This is a genomic window from Nocardioidaceae bacterium (assembly GCA_018672315.1).
Taxonomy (GTDB): Bacteria; Actinomycetota; Actinomycetes; order Propionibacteriales; family Nocardioidaceae; genus TYQ2.
In genome coordinates this window covers 2364141-2385763 of sequence record CP076053.1, presented here as the reverse complement: position 1 = coordinate 2385763, position 21623 = coordinate 2364141, and the positions used below count along the sequence as shown (strand labels likewise).

Annotated in this window: 21 protein-coding genes and 1 tRNA gene; 8 read left to right on the top strand and 14 right to left on the bottom strand. The window is 73.9% G+C overall.

Features of this window, described 5'->3' with window-relative positions:
- The first annotated feature begins 118 nt into the window (after positions 1-118).
- Both KLP28_11520 and KLP28_11515 read left to right on the top strand, forming a co-directional pair.
- Entirely contained in the window at positions 119-2329 is a 2211-nt protein-coding gene (locus tag KLP28_11520) for an MASE1 domain-containing protein (GenBank protein ID QWC84216.1), read from the top strand.
- 10 nt (positions 2330-2339) lie between these two features.
- Positions 2340-2735: a PaaI family thioesterase gene (locus tag KLP28_11515; protein ID QWC84215.1), complete on the top strand. Its 396-nt coding sequence runs from the start codon at positions 2340-2342 to the stop codon at positions 2733-2735.
- 21 nt (positions 2736-2756) lie between these two features.
- Here KLP28_11515 and KLP28_11510 read toward each other — a convergent pair whose 3' ends face one another.
- Positions 2757-3320 (bottom strand): helix-turn-helix transcriptional regulator, encoded by a 564-nt coding sequence (locus tag KLP28_11510; protein QWC84214.1) that lies wholly within the window; start codon positions 3318-3320, stop codon positions 2757-2759.
- Positions 3321-3370: 50 nt separating this feature from the next.
- Here KLP28_11510 and KLP28_11505 point away from each other — a divergent pair, with 50 nt between their 5' ends.
- Positions 3371-5011: an NAD(P)/FAD-dependent oxidoreductase gene (locus tag KLP28_11505; protein ID QWC84213.1), complete on the top strand. Its 1641-nt coding sequence runs from the start codon at positions 3371-3373 to the stop codon at positions 5009-5011.
- Positions 5012-5036: 25 nt separating this feature from the next.
- Here the strand turns inward: KLP28_11505 and KLP28_11500 are convergent, their stop codons facing one another.
- On the bottom strand, positions 5037-5885 hold the full coding sequence (locus KLP28_11500; protein QWC84212.1) for an SDR family oxidoreductase: 849 nt from the start codon (positions 5883-5885) through the stop codon (positions 5037-5039).
- A 123-nt stretch (positions 5886-6008) separates the two neighbouring features.
- On the opposite strand from KLP28_11500, the gene KLP28_11495 reads away from it, so the two are divergent.
- Positions 6009-7652, top strand: coding sequence for a SpoIIE family protein phosphatase (locus tag KLP28_11495; GenBank protein ID QWC84211.1), 1644 nt, complete (start codon positions 6009-6011; stop codon positions 7650-7652).
- Between the two features lie 40 nt (positions 7653-7692).
- Here the strand turns inward: KLP28_11495 and KLP28_11490 are convergent, their stop codons facing one another.
- The 4 genes from KLP28_11490 to KLP28_11475 all read right to left on the bottom strand — a co-directional run bounded on the left by KLP28_11490 (position 7693) and on the right by KLP28_11475 (position 9840).
- On the bottom strand, positions 7693-7974 hold the full coding sequence (locus tag KLP28_11490) for a hypothetical protein (protein QWC84210.1): 282 nt from the start codon (positions 7972-7974) through the stop codon (positions 7693-7695).
- 55 nt (positions 7975-8029) lie between these two features.
- On the bottom strand, positions 8030-8335 hold the full coding sequence (locus KLP28_11485; protein ID QWC84209.1) for an AzlD domain-containing protein: 306 nt from the start codon (positions 8333-8335) through the stop codon (positions 8030-8032).
- The gene (locus KLP28_11480; protein QWC84208.1) at positions 8332-9369 is read right to left on the bottom strand and encodes an AzlC family ABC transporter permease; all 1038 of its coding nucleotides are present in this window, start codon (positions 9367-9369) and stop codon (positions 8332-8334) included. The genes KLP28_11485 and KLP28_11480 overlap by 4 nt, the downstream gene beginning before the upstream one ends.
- 392 nt (positions 9370-9761) lie before the next feature.
- Positions 9762-9840 (bottom strand) — tRNA-Gln (locus KLP28_11475).
- Between the two features lie 76 nt (positions 9841-9916).
- Between KLP28_11475 and KLP28_11470 the strand changes: the two genes are divergently transcribed.
- Positions 9917-10237 (top strand): antibiotic biosynthesis monooxygenase, encoded by a 321-nt coding sequence (locus KLP28_11470; protein ID QWC84207.1) that lies wholly within the window; start codon positions 9917-9919, stop codon positions 10235-10237.
- A 15-nt stretch (positions 10238-10252) separates the two neighbouring features.
- On the opposite strand, the gene KLP28_11465 is transcribed toward KLP28_11470, so the two are convergent.
- The 6 genes from KLP28_11465 to rsmI all read right to left on the bottom strand — a co-directional run bounded on the left by KLP28_11465 (position 10253) and on the right by rsmI (position 17523).
- On the bottom strand, positions 10253-12040 hold the full coding sequence (locus KLP28_11465) for an ABC-F family ATP-binding cassette domain-containing protein (GenBank protein ID QWC84206.1): 1788 nt from the start codon (positions 12038-12040) through the stop codon (positions 10253-10255).
- A complete protein-coding gene (locus KLP28_11460; GenBank protein QWC86948.1) occupies positions 12040-13029 on the bottom strand; it encodes a 4-(cytidine 5'-diphospho)-2-C-methyl-D-erythritol kinase in 990 nt (329 codons plus the stop codon). The genes KLP28_11465 and KLP28_11460 overlap by 1 nt, the downstream gene beginning before the upstream one ends.
- 17 nt (positions 13030-13046) lie before the next feature.
- The gene (gene rsmA, locus KLP28_11455; protein ID QWC84205.1) at positions 13047-13979 is read right to left on the bottom strand and encodes a 16S rRNA (adenine(1518)-N(6)/adenine(1519)-N(6))-dimethyltransferase RsmA; all 933 of its coding nucleotides are present in this window, start codon (positions 13977-13979) and stop codon (positions 13047-13049) included.
- Between the two features lie 46 nt (positions 13980-14025).
- A complete protein-coding gene (locus tag KLP28_11450; protein QWC84204.1) occupies positions 14026-15225 on the bottom strand; it encodes a transglycosylase family protein in 1200 nt (399 codons plus the stop codon).
- Positions 15226-15584: 359 nt separating this feature from the next.
- Positions 15585-16472 carry a TatD family hydrolase gene (locus tag KLP28_11445; GenBank protein ID QWC84203.1) on the bottom strand — a complete coding sequence of 296 codons (888 nt, stop codon included), beginning with the start codon at positions 16470-16472 and terminating at the stop codon, positions 15585-15587.
- Positions 16473-16677: 205 nt separating this feature from the next.
- Positions 16678-17523, bottom strand: coding sequence for a 16S rRNA (cytidine(1402)-2'-O)-methyltransferase (rsmI, locus tag KLP28_11440; protein QWC84202.1), 846 nt, complete (start codon positions 17521-17523; stop codon positions 16678-16680).
- Positions 17524-17556: 33 nt separating this feature from the next.
- Between rsmI and KLP28_11435 the strand changes: the two genes are divergently transcribed.
- The 3 genes from KLP28_11435 to KLP28_11425 all read left to right on the top strand — a co-directional run bounded on the left by KLP28_11435 (position 17557) and on the right by KLP28_11425 (position 20327).
- Positions 17557-19161 carry a phospholipid carrier-dependent glycosyltransferase gene (locus tag KLP28_11435; protein ID QWC84201.1) on the top strand — a complete coding sequence of 535 codons (1605 nt, stop codon included), beginning with the start codon at positions 17557-17559 and terminating at the stop codon, positions 19159-19161.
- Between the two features lie 43 nt (positions 19162-19204).
- Entirely contained in the window at positions 19205-19654 is a 450-nt protein-coding gene (locus tag KLP28_11430) for a TIGR03618 family F420-dependent PPOX class oxidoreductase (GenBank protein QWC84200.1), read from the top strand.
- A gap of 64 nt (positions 19655-19718) precedes the next feature.
- On the top strand, positions 19719-20327 hold the full coding sequence (locus KLP28_11425; protein QWC86947.1) for a nucleoside/nucleotide kinase family protein: 609 nt from the start codon (positions 19719-19721) through the stop codon (positions 20325-20327).
- Between the two features lie 8 nt (positions 20328-20335).
- On the opposite strand, the gene KLP28_11420 is transcribed toward KLP28_11425, so the two are convergent.
- Complete coding sequence (locus tag KLP28_11420; GenBank protein QWC84199.1) at positions 20336-20965, bottom strand: zf-HC2 domain-containing protein; 630 nt, start codon at positions 20963-20965, stop codon at positions 20336-20338.
- Between the two features lie 44 nt (positions 20966-21009).
- Positions 21010-21594, bottom strand: coding sequence for a sigma-70 family RNA polymerase sigma factor (locus KLP28_11415; GenBank protein QWC84198.1), 585 nt, complete (start codon positions 21592-21594; stop codon positions 21010-21012).
- Between the last annotated feature and the right edge of the window lie 29 nt (positions 21595-21623).

The following is a 21623-nucleotide window of genomic DNA, read 5'->3' as shown; positions in this document are numbered from 1 at the left end:
AGGCGAGGCGCCCAATGTAGTGAGCGCCGTCGCGGGAGGAGCGTCTGCTCCGGACCAGGTGCGTCAAATCTTGTCGTATCGCTCGCGCGCCCCGGCTCCCGTGGGTGAGACTTCGCAGGTGACGAGGTGGGAGAACGCTTTCGCGCCCGCCGCCGGCCGCGCCGACGGCCCCGGCTCCCCGGCGCGGCGCTGGCTCGTGCTGGCCCTCGCCCTGACCGCCACCATCCTGGTCAGCCGCATGCTCAGGCTGCCCGGTTCCGACCTCGCGCTCTTCTGGCCTGCAGCCGGCGTCGCCGTGCTCGGGGTGGCCGGTGCACGCAGTCGCCGCGAGCTCGGCGTCGTGCTGGCGACCGTGCTCCTGCTGGCAGCGCTCGGCAACCTCGTCACGGGTGCACCCTGGCAGGCTGCTCTCGTGCTCGGGCTCGCCAACGCCGTGATGGCGATGGTGCCGGCGCTGTGGCTCGCGTACGCCCCCGCGCCAGCCCGGGCCGCGCACGGCGGGCCGCAGGAGCCGATCGGGACGCGACTGCGTCTGACCGGTCCGGCCGACCTCACGAAGGTCTCGCTGGCCCTGCTGGTCGGCGGCGTCGCCAGCGCGGTGCCCGGCATGGCGGCCATGGCTCTGCTGACCGAGGTGACGCCGGCCGGCGTCCTCAGCTGGACCGTGCGGCTGTGGGTCGGCTCCGTCGTCGTCGCCGTCCCGGCCCTGACCCTCCGGTGTCTCACCCGGCACGACGACCTGGCGTCCCAGCCGGGATCACCCCACGCGTGGCGTGTGTGGGCCCGCAGCAGAGGTCGGGAGCTCGTCGTGCTCCTGACGGTCTCGACGGTGCTCGTCCTCGTCGTCTTCGCCCCCGTCCACGACCTCCCCGTCACCTACCTGCCCCTGGTCGTGGCGATCTGGGCCGGCGTACGCCTCCCTCCCGCGGCGGCCGGAGCGGTCGCGACGTACGTCGGGGTCAGCACCGCCCTCGTCGTGCTCGCCGCCGGCGGCGGCCCCTTCGCCGACGTGCTGATCTCCGCGAGCCGCACGATGACCGTGCAGGGGTATGCCCTGCTCCTGGTCTGCGTCGCGATGGTGCTGAGCCTGCTGATCGCCCAGCGCGACGCGCTCGCCGGGCGGCTGGCCGGCGCCGAGCGGCGTGCGACGCAGCGCGCCCACGACCTGACCGTCGTGACCGACACGGTGAGCGCGGTGCTCATGGTGCTGACCGACGACGGCCAGCGGGAGATGATGAATCCCTCAGCCGTCGAGCTGCTCGGTGCTGCGGCCGGCGACGACCCGTTCGCCGGCTGGCGACGGACGGACGGGACCGCCCTCGCGCACGCCGACGCGCCGCACGTACGCGCCCTGCGAGGTCGGACCGTGCGTCACGAGATCGTGCTGGAGCCGACGGGTCGGGGCGAGCCCCGGGCCTGGACGGTCGACGCACTCGCCCTCCCCGAGCGGGAGGACGGGGTGGGTCGGGCGCTGGTGGTGATGCGTGACGTGACCGCCGAGCGCGCCCACGTCTCACAGCTCGAGGCGTTCGCGGGCATCGTGGCCCACGACCTGCAGAACCCGGTGACCGCCATCAAGGGATGGACCGACGTGGCGATCGAGGAGCTGGACATCGCCGGGGTCGACCAGGACGCGGGCGTCCGCGAGGCCCTGCAGCGTGTCCGCGGTGCAGGCGACCGCGCCACCGCACTGATCCACGACCTGCTCGACTACTCCGTCGGGCGCACCGCCGCCATCCACCGCGTCACCGTCGACCTCGATATGATGGCCGCGGCGGTGGTCGCCGGCATCGAGCACGCGTACGCCGACCGTCGTCCACGCATCTCCCTCGGCGCCCTCGGCTCGGTCTCGGCGGACCCGGTGCTGCTCAGCCAAGTTGTGACGAACCTCGTGGGCAACGCGGTCAAGTACACCCCGCCGGGGCAGGTGCCGGACGTACGCATCGAGGCGACCCGCGAGGGCGGCGAGGTGACCCTCAGCGTGCTGGACCGCGGTGTCGGCGTCCCGGCGAGCCAGCGCACCGCCGTCTTCGAGCCCTTCACCCGCGCGCACGGCGACGACAGCCGTTTCAGCGGGACCGGGCTCGGGCTCGCCATCTGCGCCCAGGCCGTGCACCGTCACGGCGGACGGATCGGGGTCGAGCCGCGCGGGGACGGGCCGGGCAGTCGTTTCTTCGTCGCGATCCCCGACCGGGAGCCCGTACGCCGTCCCGCGGCCCCCGCCTCAGGCACCGCCTCAGCCGCAACCACAGCCACAGCCACAGAGACGGTCACAGAGACGGTGTCCCCGGCACGCTCCGGGTCCTCGCTGGCGGGCGGGGGGCGATAGCGTCGCCTCGATGAGCGAGACGACCGCCCCCGACCTCGGCGCCCACCTCGGCTTCTCCGCCGTCAGCGAGTCCGGCGAGGGTGTCGAGCTCGAGGTGATGCCGGGCCCCGAGCACTGCAACGGCAGCGGCATCCTGCACGGCGGCTTCCTCTCCGCCGTGCTCGACAGCGTGACGGGGTGGTCGGTGCACGCCCGCGACCAGGCCGCCGGGGGCTCGTCGATGTGGCCGCACGTGCAGATGAACGTGCAGTACGTGAAGGCTGCCGTGCCCGGCGAGCGCCTCCTCGCGCGTGGCTGGTGCCGCAGCCAGGGTGGCCGCATCGCGACCGCGGAGGGCGAGGTGCGCCAGGGCGACATCGTCGTCGCCCGGGCCACGTCGACCCACGCACGGGTGGCGCCCAGCTGATCCGCGGTCGACCGGACGCGTTCAGGCGCGTACGTGCATCCGCTCTCCCTGCGGGCCGAAGATGGCGAGCAATTCCACGTGCTCGGGGCCGGGACTCCCGACCCAGTGCGGCACCCGGGTGTCGAACTCGACGACCTCGCCCGGCTCGAGCAGCAGGTCGCGGCCGCCGAGCACCAGACGAGCCCGTCCCGAGAGCACGTACAGCCATTCGTACCCCTCGTGCGACTGCGGTTCGGGACGCGCCCGCGGCTCCGGTGGCAGCACCATCTTGAAGGACTGCAGACCCCCGGGGCGTCGCGTGAGGGGCACGTACGTGCGGCCGTGACGCGTCACGGGCTTGAGGCGTACGCGGGGGTCCCCGGTCTCGGGGGCGTCGACCAGCTCGTCGAGCGCCACGGCGTACGCCCGCGCCAGCGGCAGGAGCAGCTCCAGGGTCGGCTTGCGTCCGCCGGACTCCAGCCGGGAGAGGGTGCTGACCGAGATGCCGGTCTCGGTCGACACGTCGGCCAGGGACGCCTGCCGTTCGAGGCGCAGCTGCCGCAGGCGAGGGCCGACCGAGTCGAGACCGAAGTCGTCGTTTGCCATAAGAGCAATGATACTTTCTCATCATCCGCGCCGGTGCGCAGAGTGGCGCCATGACCACGAGCCATGACCTCCACCAGCCCACGGACCACCTGCCCGACGCCTCGGACACCGACCACGACGTCGTCGTCGTCGGAGGCGGACCCGCCGGCCTCGCCGCCGCCCTCTCCTTGTCCCGCGCCGGCCGCTCGGTGCTCGTCGTCGATGCGGACGAGCCGCGCAACGCCCCGGCCGCGGGGGTCCACAACCTGCTCGGTGACGAGGGGGCGACCCCGCAGGAGCTGCGTGAGCGCGGCATCAGCGAGGTGCGCGCGTACGGCGGCGAGGTCCGTGACGGACGGGTGGTGTCCGCGGGGCCCCGGTCGGGGGACGCGGCCGATCCCGCCTTCGTGCTCGGGGTGAGCGACGACACCGGCACCCGTGAGGTCACCGCCCGGCGGGTGCTGCTGGCGACCGGCACCGTCGACGAGCTCCCCGCCGTCGAGGGTCTGCGCGAGCACTGGGGTCGCCACGTGCTGCACTGCCCGTTCTGCCACGGCCACGAGGCCCGCGACCGGGAGGTCGTCGTGCTCGGCACCACGCCGATGGCGGGCCACCAGGGGCTGCTCTGGCGGCAGTGGACGTCACGCGTGACGCTGCTGCTGGACCCGTCGGTGACGCTCGAGCCGGTCGAGGCCGAGCGTCTGCACGCGCGGGGCGTACGCGTCGTGCCCGGCCTCGCCGCCTCGGTCGAGACGGTCGACGGACGGCTCGCCGGCGTCCGCACCCGGGACCAGCAGGTGCTGCCCTGCGAGTTCGTCGTGACGGTCTCCACGCCGGCCCCGGCGCCCGGGTTCGTCGACGGCGTCCTGACCGGGCTCGGGCTGAGGACGGCCCCCTGGGAGATGAACGGCGTCGCGTACGCCCAGCGCGTGGAGGCGTCTGCGACGGGGGTGACCGCGACGCCCGGTGTCTACGCCGCGGGCAACCTGGTCGAGCCGATGATCCAGGTGGTCGCCTCCCGGGCGGCGGGGGCGCAGGTCGCCGCGGCGGTGCTCATGGACCTGGTCGCCGCCGACGCCGACGCCGCGGTGGCCGCGGCGCGCGCCGAGATATTCGAGCGACCGGCGTGGGAGGAGCGTTACGGGGGCGACGAGCAGACCTTCAGCGGCCGGGTGAACGCCACGCTGGCCGCCCTGGTCGGCGACCTGGCACCGGGACGCGCGCTCGACGCGGGCTCCGGTGAGGGCGGCGACGTGCTCTGGCTCGCCGAGCGGGGGTGGGACGCGACCGCCATGGAGTTCAGCGAGGCCGGTCGCCGGCGTACGCAGGCGCGCGCCGAGGCGGCCGGGCTCACGGAACGCGTGCACCTGCGAGGGGACGACGTCCGCACCTTCGACGCCGAGGGCGAGACCTGGGACCTGGTGACGGCGTTCTTCGTGCACCTGCCCGACGGCGGCATGGTCGAGGTGACCCGCCGGCTCGGGAACGCCGTCGCACCCGGCGGCACGCTCCTGGTGGTCGGGCACCATCCCGCCGACATGCCGGCAGGCTCGCCGATGGCCGTGTACGCCCACAGCGCCGAGCAGCTCGCGCCGGCGCTGGACCCCGGCGCGTGGGACGTCGTCTGCGAGGACATCCCCCGCACCGCGGTGCACGACGGGGTGGAGCGGACCCTCACCGACACGGTGCTGCGGGCGAGACGCCAGGCCTGACGGTCCGCTCGGCGCGGGGGTCGACTCAGCGCAGGGCGATGGCGACCGCCTCGTGCATCGGCGTGGCCGGGCGGCCGAGCAGCGTCGCGAGGTCGTCGCCGGGGACGCGCAGCTCCCCGGCGGCGATGCCGCGGTCGACGTCGGCGAAGACCTCGTCCATGGGAGCCGGCATACCGGCTCCTGCCAGGATCTCCCGCAGCTGCGCCACCGGGACGTCGGCGTAGGTGATCTGCTCGCCGAGCACGTCCGAGATCGCCGCGGCGATCTCGGGCAGGGTGACGGCCTCGCCACCGAGCTCGTAGGTCGCACCCTCGTGCCCGTCGGTCGTGAGCACCTCGGCGGCGGCCTCGGCGTACTCGCTGCGCAGTGCGACGCTCACGCGACCGTCGCCGGCGCTGCCGACCATGCCGTGCTCCCGGTAGGTCCGGACCTGGCCGGTGTAGTTCTCGACGTACCAGGCGTTGCGCAGCACCGTGGTCGGCACGTCGGCGGCGGCGAGGTGCTCCTCGGTGGCGCGGTGGTCGGCCATCAGGAGGAGGCTGGAGCGGTCGGCGTACGGGCCGGAGGTGTAGACGAGCTGGGCGACGCCGGCCTCGGCGGCGGCGTCGATCACGGTGCGGTGCTGGGCGACGCGGTCCGGCTCGGCGCCGGAGACGAGCAGCACGCGATCGCCGGCCTCGAGCACCCGGCGTACGGACGTGGGGTCGCCGTGGTCGACCCGCTCGACGCGTACGCCCCGCTCGGCGAGGTCGGACAGGCGCTCGACCGCCCGGCCGGCCGCGACGATCGACGCCGGCTCGACCTCGCGCTCCAGCAGGTGCTCGACGGTGAGACGGCCGAGGTGGCCGGTGGCTCCGAGGACGACGACGGACATGGGACCTCCAGGGTGTTCGTGAGGCGCCGAGAGGCGGCGGGTGGGCAGGTGCGGAGGCACAACCGTCGAGGGGGCCTGCTGCTTCCCGCCCCCGATGAGGGTCCGACCACTACTGTCGCTTCTGTGCAGCCTGTCGCATTCGACGGCCTCGACGCCGATCTGCGTCAGGCCTACGCCGAGGTCGACTGGTCGCGCACGCCCGTGGGTGACCCGGCCACCTGGCCACCGGCCCTCAGGCACGCGCACGACATCTGTCTGCACACCAGCTTCCCCGCGACCCTGCTGTGGGGGCCGGAGTACGTGCTGATCTACAACGAGGCGTACGCCGAGCTCATCGGCGACAAGCACCCGGCAGCCCTGGGCAGCCGCACCGAGGACGTCTTCCCCGAGGCGTGGGAGACGGTGGGCCCGCTGCTCGAGGACGTGATGACCCGGGACGGACCGGTCTTCCTCGACGACACCCTCATGCCGCTGCACCGCCAGGGATTCCTCGAGGAGTGCTTCTTCTCCTTCTGCTACTCCCCCGTGCACGACGAGGACGGCACGCCCGTCGGCGTCCTGGACATCACCGCCGAGACGACCGCAAGGGTGATCGCGGGCCGTCGGCTCGCCCGGGTCGCCGCGCTGCGCGGCGCCCTCGGCGACGTGGAGTCGGCGGTCGAGCTGTGCGCCGTGGTGCACACCGTCCTCGCCGAGGACGCCGACCTCGTCGACGTCGCCCTCCGCCTCGCCGACCAGCCGGTGACCGACGAGCTGCCCCGCACCCTGCCGGACGACCCGCTGGTGCCCGGCCGTGTCTTCATCGACGACGGTGCCGACGGCGCGGTCGCGTGGCTGCGGCTGCGCGCGAGCGCGTCGGCCGTGCTGTCCCCGAGCGGCGGACCGCGACCGGAGACACCGCTGCTCATCGCGCGTCTGAACCCACGTCTCGCGGTGGACACGGCCTACGGCGAGTACGTCTCCCTGCTGGGCACGACGCTTGCTCAGGCCTGGGACCGGCTCGAGGTGCTCGGTCTGGAGCGCCAGATCGCCGCCACCGAGCACGAGGTCTCGCTGACGCTGCAGCGCAGCCTGCTTCCCCGCCCCGCGACCGTGCCGGGTGTCGAGGTGGCGGTGCGCTACATGCCGGCCTCCGTGCACACCCAGGTCGGAGGCGACTGGTACGACGCCTTCCTCTCCGACGCCGAGGATCTCGTCATCTCCGTGGGCGACGTCTCCGGGCACGACCTGCGGGCCGTCTCGGTCATGGGCCAGGTGCGTACGCTGCTGCGCGGCCTCGCCTTCCGCAGCACCGACGACCCGGGCACCGTGATGACGCTCCTCGACGACGTGCTCGTCGGGCTGCACCTGGACACCTTGGCCTCGGGCATCCTCGGCCGCGTGTCGAAGCCGCGGCCCGACGGGTCACGCGAGCTGACGTGGAGCAACGCCGGTCATCCCGCACCCGTGTACGTCGGGCCCGACGGCGACGCCGGCCTCCTGGCCGCGAAGCCCGAGGTGCTGCTCGGCCTCGCGGGCCTCTCGGGGGTGCAGCACGGCCGCTCGACGCACACGGCCGTGCTGTCACCCGGCAGCACCCTGGTGCTCTACACCGACGGCCTCGTCGAACGCTCGGGTCGTCACCTCGACCGCGGACTGGAATGGCTGTGCGAGGTCGCGGCCGCGGCGAGCGGCTCCGGCGCCGAGGAGCTCGCCACCCGGCTCGTCGCGGACCTGCCCCCGACCCTCGCCGACGACGTGGCCGTCATGGTGGTCACGGTCTGCTGACCGGCCGCCACGGCCGCCACGGCACCGTGGAGGCGACCTCTCAGCTGTAGCGGTGGTTCTTCTCCGCGTGCCCGGCGGGACGGGTGCAGGTGCGGCCGTTCATCGACCGGTGTCCGCACGTCTCGGCGCTCGCCTCTGCGCTCGTCTCAGCGCTCGTCTCTGCGCTCGCGTCCGCGGCCGGCTTGGCGGTCTTGGCGGCTGGCTTGGCGGCTGGTTTGGCGGCTGAGTCCGGGGCCGGCCTCGCCGCCGGCCTGGCGGCAGACTTCTGGTTGGCGGCCCATCGGGCCTCGCGCATGGCCCTCTGGGCGTCGAGCTTGCTCACAGTGCAGGGTACGCCGCCCGGGACCCGTGCCGTACGGGCCGCGCCGGTCCGACGCTCAGGTCAGCAGCCGGATGCCCGCGGTGACGGCGACGGCCACGACGACGGCCCCGACCAACGACCCGCGTCGCCAGAGAACGAGACCGGCGGCGGCGACGCCGACGGTGTCGGCGCCGGCGGACCAGCGCTGACCGTCGGAGAGGACCGCGACGGCGACCAGCGCCGCCAGCAACGCCGGGGCGGCGCTCGCCACGAGGGCGCGGAACCAGGGCGGCAGCTCGCGTCCCCCGAGCGCGACCGGACCCGCCGCCTTGATGACCGCCGTGGTCAGGATGCAGCCGAGGACGACCCACCAGATCGTCACGACGTACGCCCCCTCGGTGCCAGCGCCAGCAGTGTCGCCGCCGCGGCAGCGAGGATCGGGATGCCCGGCGGCGCCACGGGCACCAGGGCCAGCGCGATGACGACCCCGGCGGCGGCCACCGGGCGAGCCCGTGGGTCGCGCAGCTCGGCCATCACCAGGGCGAGGAAGAAGGTCGGGAAGACCGCGTCGAGCCCGATGGCCTCGGTGTCCTGCACGAGTCCGCCGGCGAAGCAACCGGCGACGGTCCCGGCGACCCAGCCGAGGTACTGCGGCAGCGTCGTGCCGAAGAGCAGCCACCGGTCGAAGGTGCCGTCCCGGTTGTTGGCCAGCGCCCATGAGGAGTCGACGACGGCCAGGCCCTGGAGGGCGCGCGCCCACGGGGGTCCGGGCAGGGAGGGTGCCAGTGCCACCCCCATCGCCAGGAAGCGCGCGTTCATCAGGCTCGCCGCCGACACCGCAGCCAGCACGGTGCCCCCGCTCGCCACCACGGCCAGGGCGGCGAACTGCGCCGAGCCCGCGAAGACCAGCGCTGCGGTCACGATCGCCTGGACGACCGAGAACCCCGCCTGCAGGGCGAGCACCCCGAAGGACAGCGAGAGCACGAACCCGACGGCGGCGTACGGGAGGCCGAGGCGTACGCCGCGCGTGAAGCGCTCCCAAGGATCGGCCTGCGCCGAGGCGGGCGACACGGGTGAAGACACTCGACGATCATGACACAGCCGGGGCCGCGAAAGCGCCCCTCTCAGCGCGCCCAGGGGTCGAGGCGAGTCACGCGTACGTCGACGGGTGGGAGATCGGCGTCCACCAGCGCGCGGACGACGGCCTCCTCCAGGGAGCGGGCCTCGGTCGCGGTGCCGACAAGAAGAACCTCGACGCGCTGCTCTTCCGCCAGCACCTCGACCTCGACGCGTCCGCTCGCCGGCCCGGCCGGGCCGGAGGCCGTCTGCTCGACGACCCGCCGCACGGCCTGCTGGTCGCGCACGAGCATCACCGCGTCGTAGGAGATCTCGACCGGCTTCGGCAGCGTGTCCCATCCCTCCGGCAGCCGCACCGGCTCCCCCGGGGTGACCGACACCTGGGCGCCGCTGCCGTCGGGCAGGAAGCGTGCCCCGGCGAAGCGGTCGGGGTTCAGCCGCTGCAGCGCGGAGAGGGCATCGCTCGCCTGCCCCTGCCACCCGTAGCGCGCATACGCCTCACGGGTGCTGATCCCCTCGTTCTGAGCGATCGCCTCGTAGAAGAACCTGTCCTGCTGCGGCACGGCGCTCAGGGACTCGCGCGGCACGGAGGGCTCCCCCACGCTGTCGGCGCCCTGGCCGCACGCCGAGAGGGCGGCCGTCAGCGCGACGACGACCAGCCATGTCGAGCACCGCGGGATCCGCACGACGACCATCTTCGCACCCGGCCGTCGGCGGCTCCGGGCTCGCGGCTCCCCGGGCAGGAGTCGAACCTGCGTCGCTTGTCCTGATTCAAAGTCAGGCGGGCCCTGCCGACAGACCAACCGGGGATCGGTGAGCATCGAGGCTACCCGGGCGACCGCCGGACCCACTCGCGGATGTCGGTGGCCGCCCTTACGGTGCCTTCATGACCTTCGCGAACGTCGGCTCCCTCGAGGCCCAGCCCGGGCGGGCCGACGAGCTCGTCCGGATTCTCATCCGCCCCAACCCCGAGCTCGGTGAGATCGGCTGCCTCGCGTACGCCGTCGGCGTCGACCCGGACGCGCCCGACACCGTGCTCGTCAGCGAACTGTGGACCTCCGCGGAGGCACACCAGGCGTCCCTGGGCCTGCCGAGCGTGCAGGCGGCGATCGCCGAGGCGCGTCCGCTGCTCACCGGGGTGATGGGTGGCTTCCGCTTCGCCGTCCAGGGATCGCCGCTGGATCCCCGAGCGGATTCGTCCGGGTGAGCTGCTGACCCCCGGTCACTCCGCGAGCTCTGCGGCCTCCAACCACTCGGCCTCGAGCTCGTCGCGCTGCGCTCTGATCTTCTGCTGCTCCCCGCCGAGCTCGACCAGCCTGTCGACGTCCGCCGCCGCTGAGGCCATCTGCTCGTTGAGCGCGACGTCGCGGTCCGCCAGCTTCTCGAGCTGACGCTCGATGCGACCGAGCGTCTTGCGGGCGGCACGGCGCTCGTTCTCGTTCACCGGCTCGGCTGCCGAGGCGGTGCCGTCGAGGGTCTCGACAGCAGACCCGGCCGCCGCTCGGGCACCGCCCTGCGCGGCGCGGCGCTCGAGGTACTCCTCCACCCCGCGCGGGAGCATCCGGATCGACCCGTCGCCCATCAGCGCCCACACCGAGTCGGTCACGCGCTCGAGGAAGTAGCGGTCGTGGCTGACCACCACCAGCGTGCCGGGCCAGGAGTCCAGGAAGTCCTCGAGCACGTTCAGCGTCGCGATGTCGAGATCGTTCGTCGGCTCGTCCAGCAGCAGCACGTTCGGCTCCCCCAACAGCAGCATGAGCAGCTGGAAGCGGCGCCGCTCACCACCGGAGAGGTCCCCGATGCGCGCGGTCAGCTTGTCCCCGGTGAACCCGAACCGCTCGAGCATCGAGCTGGCGGTGATCTCGCCGTCCGCGGTCTTCGTGACCCGCTTGACCCCCTCCACGGCACTGAGCACCCGGTGCTCGGGATCGACCGGCGTGACGTCCTGGCTCAGATGGGCGAGCGAGACCGTACGCCCCGTCTTCACCCGCCCCGCGTCGGGCTCCAGGTCCCCCGCGAGCAGCTTCAGCACCGTGGTCTTGCCGGCGCCGTTGACGCCGACCACACCGACCCGGTCCCCCGGGCCGAGCCGCCACGTCGCGTCGTCGAGCAGCCGACGCTCGCCGCGGGCGAGGTCGACGTGCTCGACGTCGAGCACGTCCTTGCCGAGACGCTGGGTCGCGAAGCGCTGCAGCTCCAGCCGGTCGCGCGGGGGCGGCACGTCCTCGATCAGCGCGTTCGCGGCGTCGATGCGGAACTTCGGCTTCGAGGTGCGCGCCGGCGCGCCGCGGCGCAGCCACGCGAGCTCCTTGCGCACGAGGTTCTGCCGCCGGGACTCGCGCGCCGCGGCCTGCCGCTGACGCTCGGCCTTGGCGAGCACGAACGCGGCGTAGCCACCCTCGTACGCGTCCACGACGCCGTCGTGCACCTCCCAGGTGCGGTTGCACACCGCGTCGAGGAACCACCGGTCGTGGGTGACGACCACGACCGCGCAGCGCAGGGCGGCGACGTGACGCGCGAGCCAGTCCACCGCCTCGACGTCGAGGTGGTTGGTCGGCTCGTCGAGCACGACCACGTCGTGGTCGCCCAGCAGCATCCTGGCCAGCGCGCAGCGGCGACGCTCGCCGCCGGAGAGGCCACCGATCGGCCGGTCGAGCCCGATGCCGACCAGCAGCTCGGCGACCACCTCACGGGCCGTCGGCACCGCCGCCCACTCGTGGTCGGCCATGCCCTGCAGCACGACCTCGCGGACGGTCGCGCCGTGGTCGAGCACGTCCTTCTGGTCCAGGTACGCCAGCCGCAGGCCGCGGGAGGTCGACACCCGGCCGGCGTCCGGCTCCGTACGACCCGAGATCACGTCGAGCAGCGTGGTCTTGCCGTCGCCGTTGCGGCCCACGATGCCGATCTTGTCGCCGGCCTGCACGCCCATCGAGACGCCGTCGAGCAGCGGTCGTACGCCCCACGCCTTCTCGACACGCTCGAGGTTGACCAGGTTGGCCGGCTGCGCCATCAGGCCACGCCCCGCGCATTCGAGGGGACCGAGCCCGACCCCAGGCCGTCGCTCTCGACGCGTGCCCCCGGCGCCGGCCCGGCGCACACGACGAGGCTGCGGTGCACGTCGGCGCCCTCCAGGTGCAGCGCGTCGGAGAGCCACCGCTCGAGCCCGGCGCGCACGTCGTACGCCTGCGCCTCGCTGCCGGCCAGGAACACGCACGTGGGCCCGGATCCCGACACGATGCCGGCGTCGGCGCCCGCGTCGCGGCCGGCGGCGAGCGCGCCCGCGAGCTCGGGGCGCAGGTCGAGGGCGGCGGGCTGCAGGTCGTTCGCCAGGCGGGCCGCGACCAGCTCGCGGGAGACGTCGCGGAGACCGCCGAGCAGGTTCCACGGCGTCCAGAGGTCGGGTTCCGCGGGCCCGCCGAGCTCGTCGAAGCGGCGGTAGACCGCGGGGGTCGCGAGCCCGTCGTCGGAGAGCAGCGCCACCCACCACCAGGTGCCGTTGTCCTCCAGCTGCTCCACGATCTCGCCGCGCCCCGTGCCGAGCGCGGTGCCGCCGACCAGCGCGAACGGCACGTCGCTGCCGAGGTCCGCCGCGATGCGGTGCAGCTCGCCCTGGTCCGTGCCGAGGTCCCACAGCCGGTCGAGGGCGACCAGCGTCGCGGCGGCGTCGGCGGAGCCGCCGGCCATGCCCCCGGCGACGGGGATCTGCTTGTCGATGCGCACCCGTGCGCACGTGCTGATGCCGTGGTGGGCGGTCAGGGCCCTGCCGGCCCGCACCGCGAGGTTGTCCTCGGCGGACGCCCCCGCGGGCACCGCGCCCACGGCGTGCTCCACGTGCTCGGCGGCCCGCACCTCCACGGCCCACTCCGGGGCCGCGGTGACGGTGACGGTGTCGCGCAGGTCCAGGGCCTGGTAGACGGTCATCAGGCTGTGGAAGCCGTCCTCGCGGACGGGCCCGACACCGAGGTGCAGGTTGATCTTGGCGGGAGCACTGGCGCTCACCTCGAGGGGTCGAGGGCTCATGCGGGATCCTCCTCGGAACTGGTCGTGGGGTCCGCCGCGGGGCGCCGGGCGGGGCGCGAGGCGGGATGCAGGGCGGCGGCGAGCGCGGCGTACGCGACCACGTCGAGCGTCTCGCCGCGCGCCTGCGGGTCGATGCCGGCCGCGACGAGGGCGTGCTCGGCGGCCTCACCCGACCCGGCGTAGGTCTTCAGTGCCGCCCGCAGCGTCTTGCGGCGCTGGGCGAAGGCGGCGTCGACGACGGCGAAGACCTGCTCGCGCGTCGCGGTGGTGGCCGGTGGCTCGCGGCGGACCAGCGACACCAGGCCCGAGTCGACGTTGGGCGCCGGCCAGAACACGTGGCGCCCGACGGCGCCTGCACGGCGTACGTCGGCGTACCAGGCCGCCTTCACGCTCGGCACGCCGTAGACCTTCGAGCCGGGTGGTGCGGCGAGCCGGTCGGCGACCTCGGCCTGCACCATCACCAGACCGCGGGCGATCGAGTCGTAGGTGGCCAGCAGGTGCAGCAGCACCGGCACCGAGACGTTGTACGGCAGGTTCGCCACCAGCGCGGTCGGCTCACCGGGCAGCTCGGTCACGCTCATGGCGTCAGCCAGCACGACCTCGCAGCGACTCGCGTGGTCGGGGGCGAACGTACGCAGCGTCGCAGGCAGCGCCCCCGCCAGCAGCGGGTCGACCTCGACGGCGACCACCCGGTCCACCGCACCCAGCAGGGCGAGCGTGAGCGACCCGAGACCGGGACCGACCTCGACGACCGTGTCGCCCGTGCCGACCCCGGCGGCCGCGACGATGCGCCGCACCGTGTTGCCGTCGATGACGAAGTTCTGACCGCGCTGCTTGGTGGGACGCAGGTCGAGCCCGGCCGCGAGACGACGCACGTCCGCCGCCCCGAGGAGTCTCGGAGCGGCGGACGCCCGGTCAGTGCCTGTCACCGCACGAGCCTTGCACAGGCCGCCGGCTCACCTCAGGTCGGTCGCGTCACTGCGGCAGGCCGAGGCTCGAGGAGCACGAGGGCCAGTCGCCGTAGCCACCGCGGGCGGCCTTGACGCGCTCGGCGACCGCGATCTGCTGCTCACGGCTGTTCTCGTGGGGGTAGCCCGAGCCGCCGTACGCCTGCCAGGTCGACAGGCTGAACTGCAGGCCGCCGTAGTAGCCGTTGCCGGTGTTGATGGCCCAGTTGCCGCCGGACTCGCACTGGGCGAGCTGGTCCCACACGCTCGAACCGGAGGCGTAGTTCGCGGCCACCGGGGCCGGAGACGGCGACGGCGTCGGGGCGGGCGCGGGAGCCGGACGCTGCTTGGTGCCGTAGACGACCACGCGCGGCTGCGGCGAGCGGACCATGGTGCCGCGCACCTTCTCGCGCTTGACGACCTCGAGGTTCACCCGGGTCACGTCGTAGGTGGCGCGACGGATGCCGGTGCGTCCCGCGTCCACGGTCTTCGCCTGGTCCTCGAACATCGAGGAGTCCGCGCGACGGACCGTGCGGGGCTGCACCTTCTCGCGACGCGTCTCGCGCTTGGTGCTGCGGTGGCTGAAGATGATGCGGTCGCCGTCCTGGACCTCGCGGGCGTAGCCGAAGAGGCTCTTGTCGCGGCCCGGACGCTTGATCTCGACCTTGTCGTCGAGGTCGCGGTCGACCTCGAGCTCGCTCAGGATGCCCGCGGCGGTCGAGGCGACGATCTCGTGCTGCTTCGCGGGGTGCTTCGCGACCTTGACGGTCACCTGCTTCGGCGTCACGACCTCGACCTCGACGCCGTCACGGCCGATCGACGCCGACCGGCTCACCGACAGCTCGGCGTCGGCGTAGCGGTCGCCGATCTCGCCCAGGGCGGAGGCCACGTCGGTGGCGAGGACCCAGTGGGTCGACTCCTCGCCGTCGACGTCGAGCTCGACGGGCTTGGCGAGGGCGATCGTGACGTTGTCGCCGTCCTCGAGGGCCGTCCCCGGCGACGGCGCGACGACGTCGCGCTCGCCGATCTCGATGCCCTGGTCCTCGAGCACCTCGGCGACGGTGCCGGCCCCCGTGGTCACCTCGCTCGTCTTGTCGTCGACGGTCAGGTTCACGGTCGTGGTCATCTCGGCGTACGCGGCGGCGCCGCCTGCGGACAGCACCGCGGCGCCGGCGAGGCCGCCGAGCAGGGCGCGGTTGCGGGTGAGCTTGCGGGAAGCGTTCGACATGGAGGTCTCAGGTCTCCTCGTGTGGCAGGTCCCGGGCGGTGGCGCGCGACACCGTCCGCGGCGACGACGCCGGTGGGTACGGCGGCGCTGCGGCGAGCCGGATGAGGCTGCGCGGCGGCTGCCGAACCTCGGTTCGGCTACCGGTGGGAACCACGCGGCCCGGCACTCCGGCCGGTGTCGGCGGGAACCACTCCCGGCCAACGTCACGGAAACATAACGAGAAGTGTGTCCGGATGCGAACCCGGATGTGACGCGTGTCGCGAATGACTGCGTACGCGCCCCGGGTCGCAGCGTGGATCCCGGCCGGTCACGTGCCCCGGCTCACCTCACCGGGCCACGGGTCGCGCGCCGGTCGGTGCCTACCAGCGGCCTCCGAAAGCGGCGTACGTCGTGGTCTCCAGGGCGGCGCACAGCCCGCCCAGGTCCTCGCCGCGCTGCTCGGCCATGGACCGCACCGTGAGCGGCACCAGGTAGGAGGCGTTGGGTCGCCCGCGGTGCGGCGTGGGCGTCAGGTACGGCGCGTCGGTCTCCACCAGGATCCGGTCCTGCGGCGCCGCCGCCAGCGCCTCGCGTACGCCGTGGGCGTTCTTGAAGGTCACGGTGCCGGCGAAGGACAGGTACGCCCCGCGGTCCAGACAGGCCTGCGCGAACTCGACGTCGCCGGAGAAGCAGTGCATCACCCAACGGTCGGGCGCGCCCTCGTCGTCGAGGATGCGCAGCACGTCGTCGTGGGCGTCGCGGTCGTGGATCACCAGCGTGCGGTCCAGCCGCTTGGCCATGTCGATGTGCCGCCGGAAGGACTCGTGCTGGGCCGGACGACCGTCCTCGTCCGTGCGGAAGTAGTCCAGACCGGTCTCCCCCACGGCCCGGACCCGGGGGGAGGAGACCGCCAGCCGCTCGATCTCCTCGACCGCCGCGTCGAGCTCGCCGCGAGCGGCGAGCAGCGGCGCCTCGTTCGGGTGCAGCGCGACGCCGGCCACGAGCGCGTCGTGCCGCTCGGCCGCCTCGACGGCCCATCGCGCGCCAGGCAGGTCGCAGCCGATCTGCACGATGCGCGGGACGCCGACCGCGGCCGCGGCCTCGATCGCCTCCTCGGTGGCGAACCAGGCCCCGTCGGGCCCGTCGGCGATGTCGAGGTGGCAGTGGTTGTCGATCACCGGGTGCGGCAGCGGCTCGGGCGCCTCGGGACGCGTACGGTCACGCTCGCGGTCGCTGCCTCGCCGGGCTCGGGTCGGGGACGTGCTCACGCCGGCGACGCTATCCCTCCGCCGCGAGCCCTCCGCCCAGAGGGCACAAAGTTCCGCCCAGAGGGCACAAAGTTCCGCCCAGAGGGCACAAAGTGCTGCCGAGAGGGCACAAAATGACCGTCCGGACGGTCATCGTGGCGTGATTTTGTGCCCTCTGGCCGTGATTTTGTGCCCTCTCGGCGTGATTCTGTGCCCTCTCGGCGGGTCAGGGGCGGTGGACGGCGTCGTAGACGACCCTCTTGGGCAGCCCGGCACGGGCCGCGACCTGCTTGACGGCGTCCTTGCGCGGCGTGCCCGCGGTCTCCAGGTCCGCGACCGCGGCACGGAGCGCCTCCGGGTCGTCGCCGACAGCGGGCGCCGGCGGGGCTCCGGAGACGACGAGGGTCACCTCGCCGCGTACGCCGTCCTCGGCCCACGCCGCCAGCTCGGCCAGGCCGCCGCGTACGACCTCCTCGTAGGTCTTCGTCAGCTCCCGGCACAGCGCCGCGGGCCGGTCGGCGCCCAGGGCCTCGGCCATGGCACCCAGGGAGGCGGCCGTGCGGTGCGGGGACTCGAAGAAGACCATCGTGCGCGGCTCCGCCGCCAGCTCGCCCAAGCGGCGGGACCGCTCGCCGGCCTTGCGCGGCAGGAAGCCCTCGAAGCAGAACCGGTCGACCGGCAGCCCGGAGACGGCCAGGGCCGTCAGCACCGCCGACGGACCCGGTACCGCGGTCAGGGGCAGGCCCGCCTCCACGCACGCCGCGACGACGCGGTAGCCGGGGTCGGACACGCTCGGCATCCCCGCATCGGTCACCAGCAGCACCCGCTCACCCGCGGCGACGGCGGCGACCAGGTCCGGCGTACGCGCGGCCTCGTTGCCCTCGAAGTAGCTCACGACCCGCCCGGCGAGCGTCACCCCCAGGTCGGAGGTGAGCCGACGCAGGCGCCGGGTGTCCTCCGCGGCGACGACGTCGGCCCGCGCCAGCTCGGCCACGAGCCGCGGTGAGGCGTCGTCGGGACGGCCGATCGGGGTCGCCGCCAGCACCAGGCAGCCTGCGTCGTGAGCGTCCACGGGACGATCCTCCCAGCCACCTAGTCTTGCCCGGTGACCTCGGACCACCGGCCGCCTGCGAGCGGGCACGCCAGCCGGTTCCGTGGCCAGGGGTGGGCCGCCACGATCGCGGTGACGGTGCTGGCGGGTGTCCTGCGCGTGTGGCAGCTGGGCCGGCCGAACGACCTGCTCTTCGACGAGACCTACTACGCCAAGCACGCCTGGTCGATGTGGCTCTTCGGGTGGGTGCGGGAGTTCCCCGAGGAGGCCGACGGGCTCATCACCGGCGGGCAGACGCGCGGCATCTTCGAGTCGGGTCCGACGCTGATCGTGCACCCCGAGCTCGGCAAGTGGCTGATCGCGCTCGGCGAGGGCGCGTTCGGCATGGACTCCTTCGGGTGGCGCATCTCCTCGGCACTCGTCGGCACCCTGATGGTGCTGGTGGTGGTGCGGTTGGCGCGACGCCTGACCGGCTCCACGCTGCTCGGCGTCGTCGCCGGGCTGCTGCTCGCCCTCGACGGCATGGCCCTGGTGCTCTCGCGGCTGGCGCTGCTGGACATCTTCGTGGCCTTCTTCCTCGTCGCGGCCCTGCTGTGCCTGGTGCGCGACCGGGAGCAGCGGCGTACGCGCATGGCTGCGCTGGCCTCGCGGCGGTCGGGCGGCGGAGGCACGTCGGTGACCTGGGGTCCGGTGCGCGGCCTGCTGCTGCGGCCCTGGCTGCTGGCGGCCGGGGCAATGTTCGGGGCCAGCCTGGCCTGCAAGTGGTCCAACATCTTCGCGCTCGCGGCCTTCGGTCTGCTCACCTGGATCTGGGACGTCACCGCACGTCATCGCGCCGGGGTGCGTACGGCCTGGGCCAAGTCGTTGCTGGTCGACGCCGGCCCGGCCGCGCTGCAGCTGGTCGGTGTCGCGGCGATCGTCTACGTGCTGTCGTGGACCGGGTGGCTGATCCACGCGGCCGAGTACGAGCAGGCCTTCCGCGACACCCAGTACGGGCCCGACTGGGGCACCTACCTCGACACCGACGCCACCGGGTTCTTCCCCGAGCTGGTGCAGTCGCTGCGCAGCCTGTGGAACTTCCACCAGGACGTCTACACCTTCCACCGCGACTTCCTCGACGACGCCGAGCACTCCTACCAGTCCAGCCCGTGGGGCTGGCTCGTGCTGGAGCGGCCCGTGGGCATCGACGCGCAGCTCGACATCCAGCCGGGTGTGCAGGGGTGCGCGGCGCCGGAGGGCAGCGACTGCCTGCGCCAGGTGCTGCTGCTCGGCACCCCGGCGGTGTGGTGGGCCGGGTGCGCCGCGGCGGTGAGCTCGGTCTGGTTCGCGCTGGTGCGCCGCGACTGGCGCGACGGCATCGTCGTGGTCGGCGTGCTGGCGACGTGGCTGCCGTGGCTCCCGTACGCCGACCGGCCGGTGTTCAGCTTCTACGCGATCAACACGCTGCCGTTCCTCGTGCTCGCCCTGGCTCTCGCGCTGGGCCGCATCCTCGGGCCGGCCGGCGCGGGCGCCCGACGGCGGATGGTCGGCGCCGGGATCGTCACCGCGTACGTCGTGCTCGTCGTGGTCAACGCCGGGTGGCTGTGGCCGATCTGGACCGACCAGCTCATCACCCACGACGAGTGGCTGCTGCGGATCTGGTTCGACTCCTGGATCTGAGTCCGCGCACCACCTCGCCCGCCCGAGCGGACATGCTGGTCCCGTGCCCACCTGGAAGCCCGCCCCGGACCCGACCGACCCCGACGCCCCCGCCCACGCCGACTGGACGTCGCTGCCGGCCGACCTGCTCGCCTTCTGGCGCGAGCGGCACCTGACGACGCTCACCACGTTGCGCGCGGACGGCCGGCCCCACGTCGTCCCGGTGGGATGCGTGCTGGACACCGACCGTCGCTGCGCCTGGGTGATCACCTCCGGCGACTCGGTCAAGGCGCGCCACCTCGGCGCCCGGCCCGACGGCCCCGTGGCCGTCTGCCAGGTCGACGGCGGCCGCTGGTCGACGCTCGAGGGCACCGCCCGGGTCCTGGGCGACGCGGCGTCCGTGGCGTACGCCGAGCAGCGGTACGCCGAGCGCTACCGCGTGCCGCGGGAGAACCCGGCCCGGGTCGCCCTGCGCATCGAGGTCGGCGCGATCCTGCACTCACGGAGGGTCTGAGGTGCCGCCACGCCGGGTCGTGGTCTCCCCCGACGCCCATGAGGTCCACGAGCTCCTCGAGCCCTTGCTCGCCGACCCGGCGGGAAGCTCCGCGCGGCGCCTGATCGGCCTGGCCGGGCCTCCGGGATGCGGGAAGTCGACGCTGGCGGCACGGATCGCGGAGGCGTACGCGCTGCCCGTGGTGCCGATGGACGGCTTCCACCTCGCCGACGTCGAGCTGGGACGACGCGGGCTGCGCGAGCGCAAGGGCGCACCGGAGACCTTCGACGCGTGGGGCTACGCCGCGCTCCTCGCCCGCCTGGCGGACCGTCCCGCGCACGTGGTCATGGCGCCGTCCTTCGACCGCGACCTCGACCAGCCGCTGGCCGGGGCCGTCCCGGTGACGCCGGAGGCGAGGTGCGTGCTGACGGAGGGCAACTACCTGCTGCTCGAGGACGGGGGCTGGGCCGCGGCGCACCGGCACCTCGACGAGGTGTGGTTCCTCGACGTCCCGCCCGCGGTGCGGCGCGAGCGGCTGGTGGCGCGGCACGTACGCCACGGCCGTACGACCGCGCAGGCGCGCGCCTGGGTCGAGCGGGTGGACGAGCCGAACGCCCGCCGGGTGGAGGCCTCACGCGAGCGGGCCGAGGTGATCCTCGACCTCGCGGACTGGGACCACCCCGGGCGCCGCTGACGGAGGCGTCAGAGATCCGCGGCGAGTACGGGGCGCCCGTCCTCGTCGAGCACCTGCACCGCGACGGCGTCCTCCCGCAGCAGCCCCGACTGCATCTGGCAGTCGAGCTCGTCGCCACCGGTGCCGATGAACTCGCCGGCCGGCTGCCAGGCGCCGGTCTCCGATCGGAACCGGACGCTGTAGACGTCACCGGCCCGGAAACCGCTGCCGCTCATGAGCAGCTCGACCCCCCAGGTGTGGGCGATGAGACCGGCGTCGGTCACCTCCGGCGCCGAGGTCGTCGCGGACGGCGTCGTGCCGAGTGCCACGGCCTCGACCGGGGCGCCCGGCCCCTCCGACGGGGCCGAGGCACGTCCCAGCAGTCCCCCGACACCCAGGGACACGACCACGGCCGCGGCGGCGAGGGCGGCGGCGAGGGCCGCAGGTGCACGGCGGCGGCGTCGGTCCACGGACGGCCACCGCGCACCGGTCGCGCCCGTGTCCGTCTCGGCGGAGAGCTCGCGCAGCCGGGCGGCGACCGGCTCGACGTCCTGCAGCTCCGCCCGGCACACCTCGCACGTGCTCAGGTGCCGCTCGACCGCACGCGCCTCGGCGTCGTCGAGGTGACCGAGGGCGTACGCCCCGAGGAGCTCGTTCACCCGGGCGTGCGTGGCACCTCCGGACGGGTCCTGCTCGCGCCCGCTCACAGCGTGACCCCCTGGCTCTCCAGCGAGCGCCGCATCATGCGGAGCGCGTTGAAGACGCGGCTGCGCACCGTGCCGACGGGGATGCCCAGGTCGGCAGCGACCTCGGCGTACGGACGCGCCCGCAGGTGCGTCTCCACGATCACCACACGGTGGGTCTCGGGGAGGCGTCGCACCTCCTCCTCCACCATCCACGCCAGCACGAGCTGCTCGCCGGGGTCGGCGTGCTCGGTCTCGGGCATCTCGGCGGGCGGCACGAGGGAACGGTGCCACGGACGCGCCCGTCGTGCGCGCACGTAGTCGATCGCCGCACCCCGCGCCACCAGCAGCAGCCACGGTCGCAGCGGCGCCCGCACGGGGTCGTAGGTCTCCCGGCTGCGCCAGGCGCGCAGGAACGTCTCCTGCACGACGTCGGCGACGGAGTCGGGGTCCACGACCACGCTGCGTACGGCGCGGGCCACGGCGTCGACGTGACGGCGGTGGACCGACTCCAGGTCGTCGAGGTCCTCGAGCCTCTCGGCCGACGCCGGTTGCGTGGGGGCAGGGTGCGGGACCGCTCTGCGCACTCCCGGGCCCGGTGCCACTCCTGCAGTCTGTCGGGTGGGTGGTCGAG

What these genes read in the sequence shown, in the direction of transcription:
- KLP28_11515 (QWC84215.1), top strand. Translation starts at nt 2,340, where the DNA reads ATGAGCGAGACGACCGCCCCCGACCTCGGCGCCCACCTCGGCTTCTCC.
- KLP28_11510 (QWC84214.1), bottom strand. Translation starts at nt 3,320, where the DNA reads ATGGCAAACGACGACTTCGGTCTCGACTCGGTCGGCCCTCGCCTGCGG.
- KLP28_11505 (QWC84213.1), top strand. Translation starts at nt 3,371, where the DNA reads ATGACCACGAGCCATGACCTCCACCAGCCCACGGACCACCTGCCCGAC.
- KLP28_11500 (QWC84212.1), bottom strand. Translation starts at nt 5,885, where the DNA reads ATGTCCGTCGTCGTCCTCGGAGCCACCGGCCACCTCGGCCGTCTCACC.
- KLP28_11480 (QWC84208.1), bottom strand. Translation starts at nt 9,369, where the DNA reads ATGGGACACGCTGCCGAAGCCGGTCGAGATCTCCTACGACGCGGTGAT.
- KLP28_11470 (QWC84207.1), top strand. Translation starts at nt 9,917, where the DNA reads ATGACCTTCGCGAACGTCGGCTCCCTCGAGGCCCAGCCCGGGCGGGCC.
- KLP28_11465 (QWC84206.1), bottom strand. Translation starts at nt 12,040, where the DNA reads ATGGCGCAGCCGGCCAACCTGGTCAACCTCGAGCGTGTCGAGAAGGCG.
- KLP28_11450 (QWC84204.1), bottom strand. Translation starts at nt 15,225, where the DNA reads ATGTCGAACGCTTCCCGCAAGCTCACCCGCAACCGCGCCCTGCTCGGC.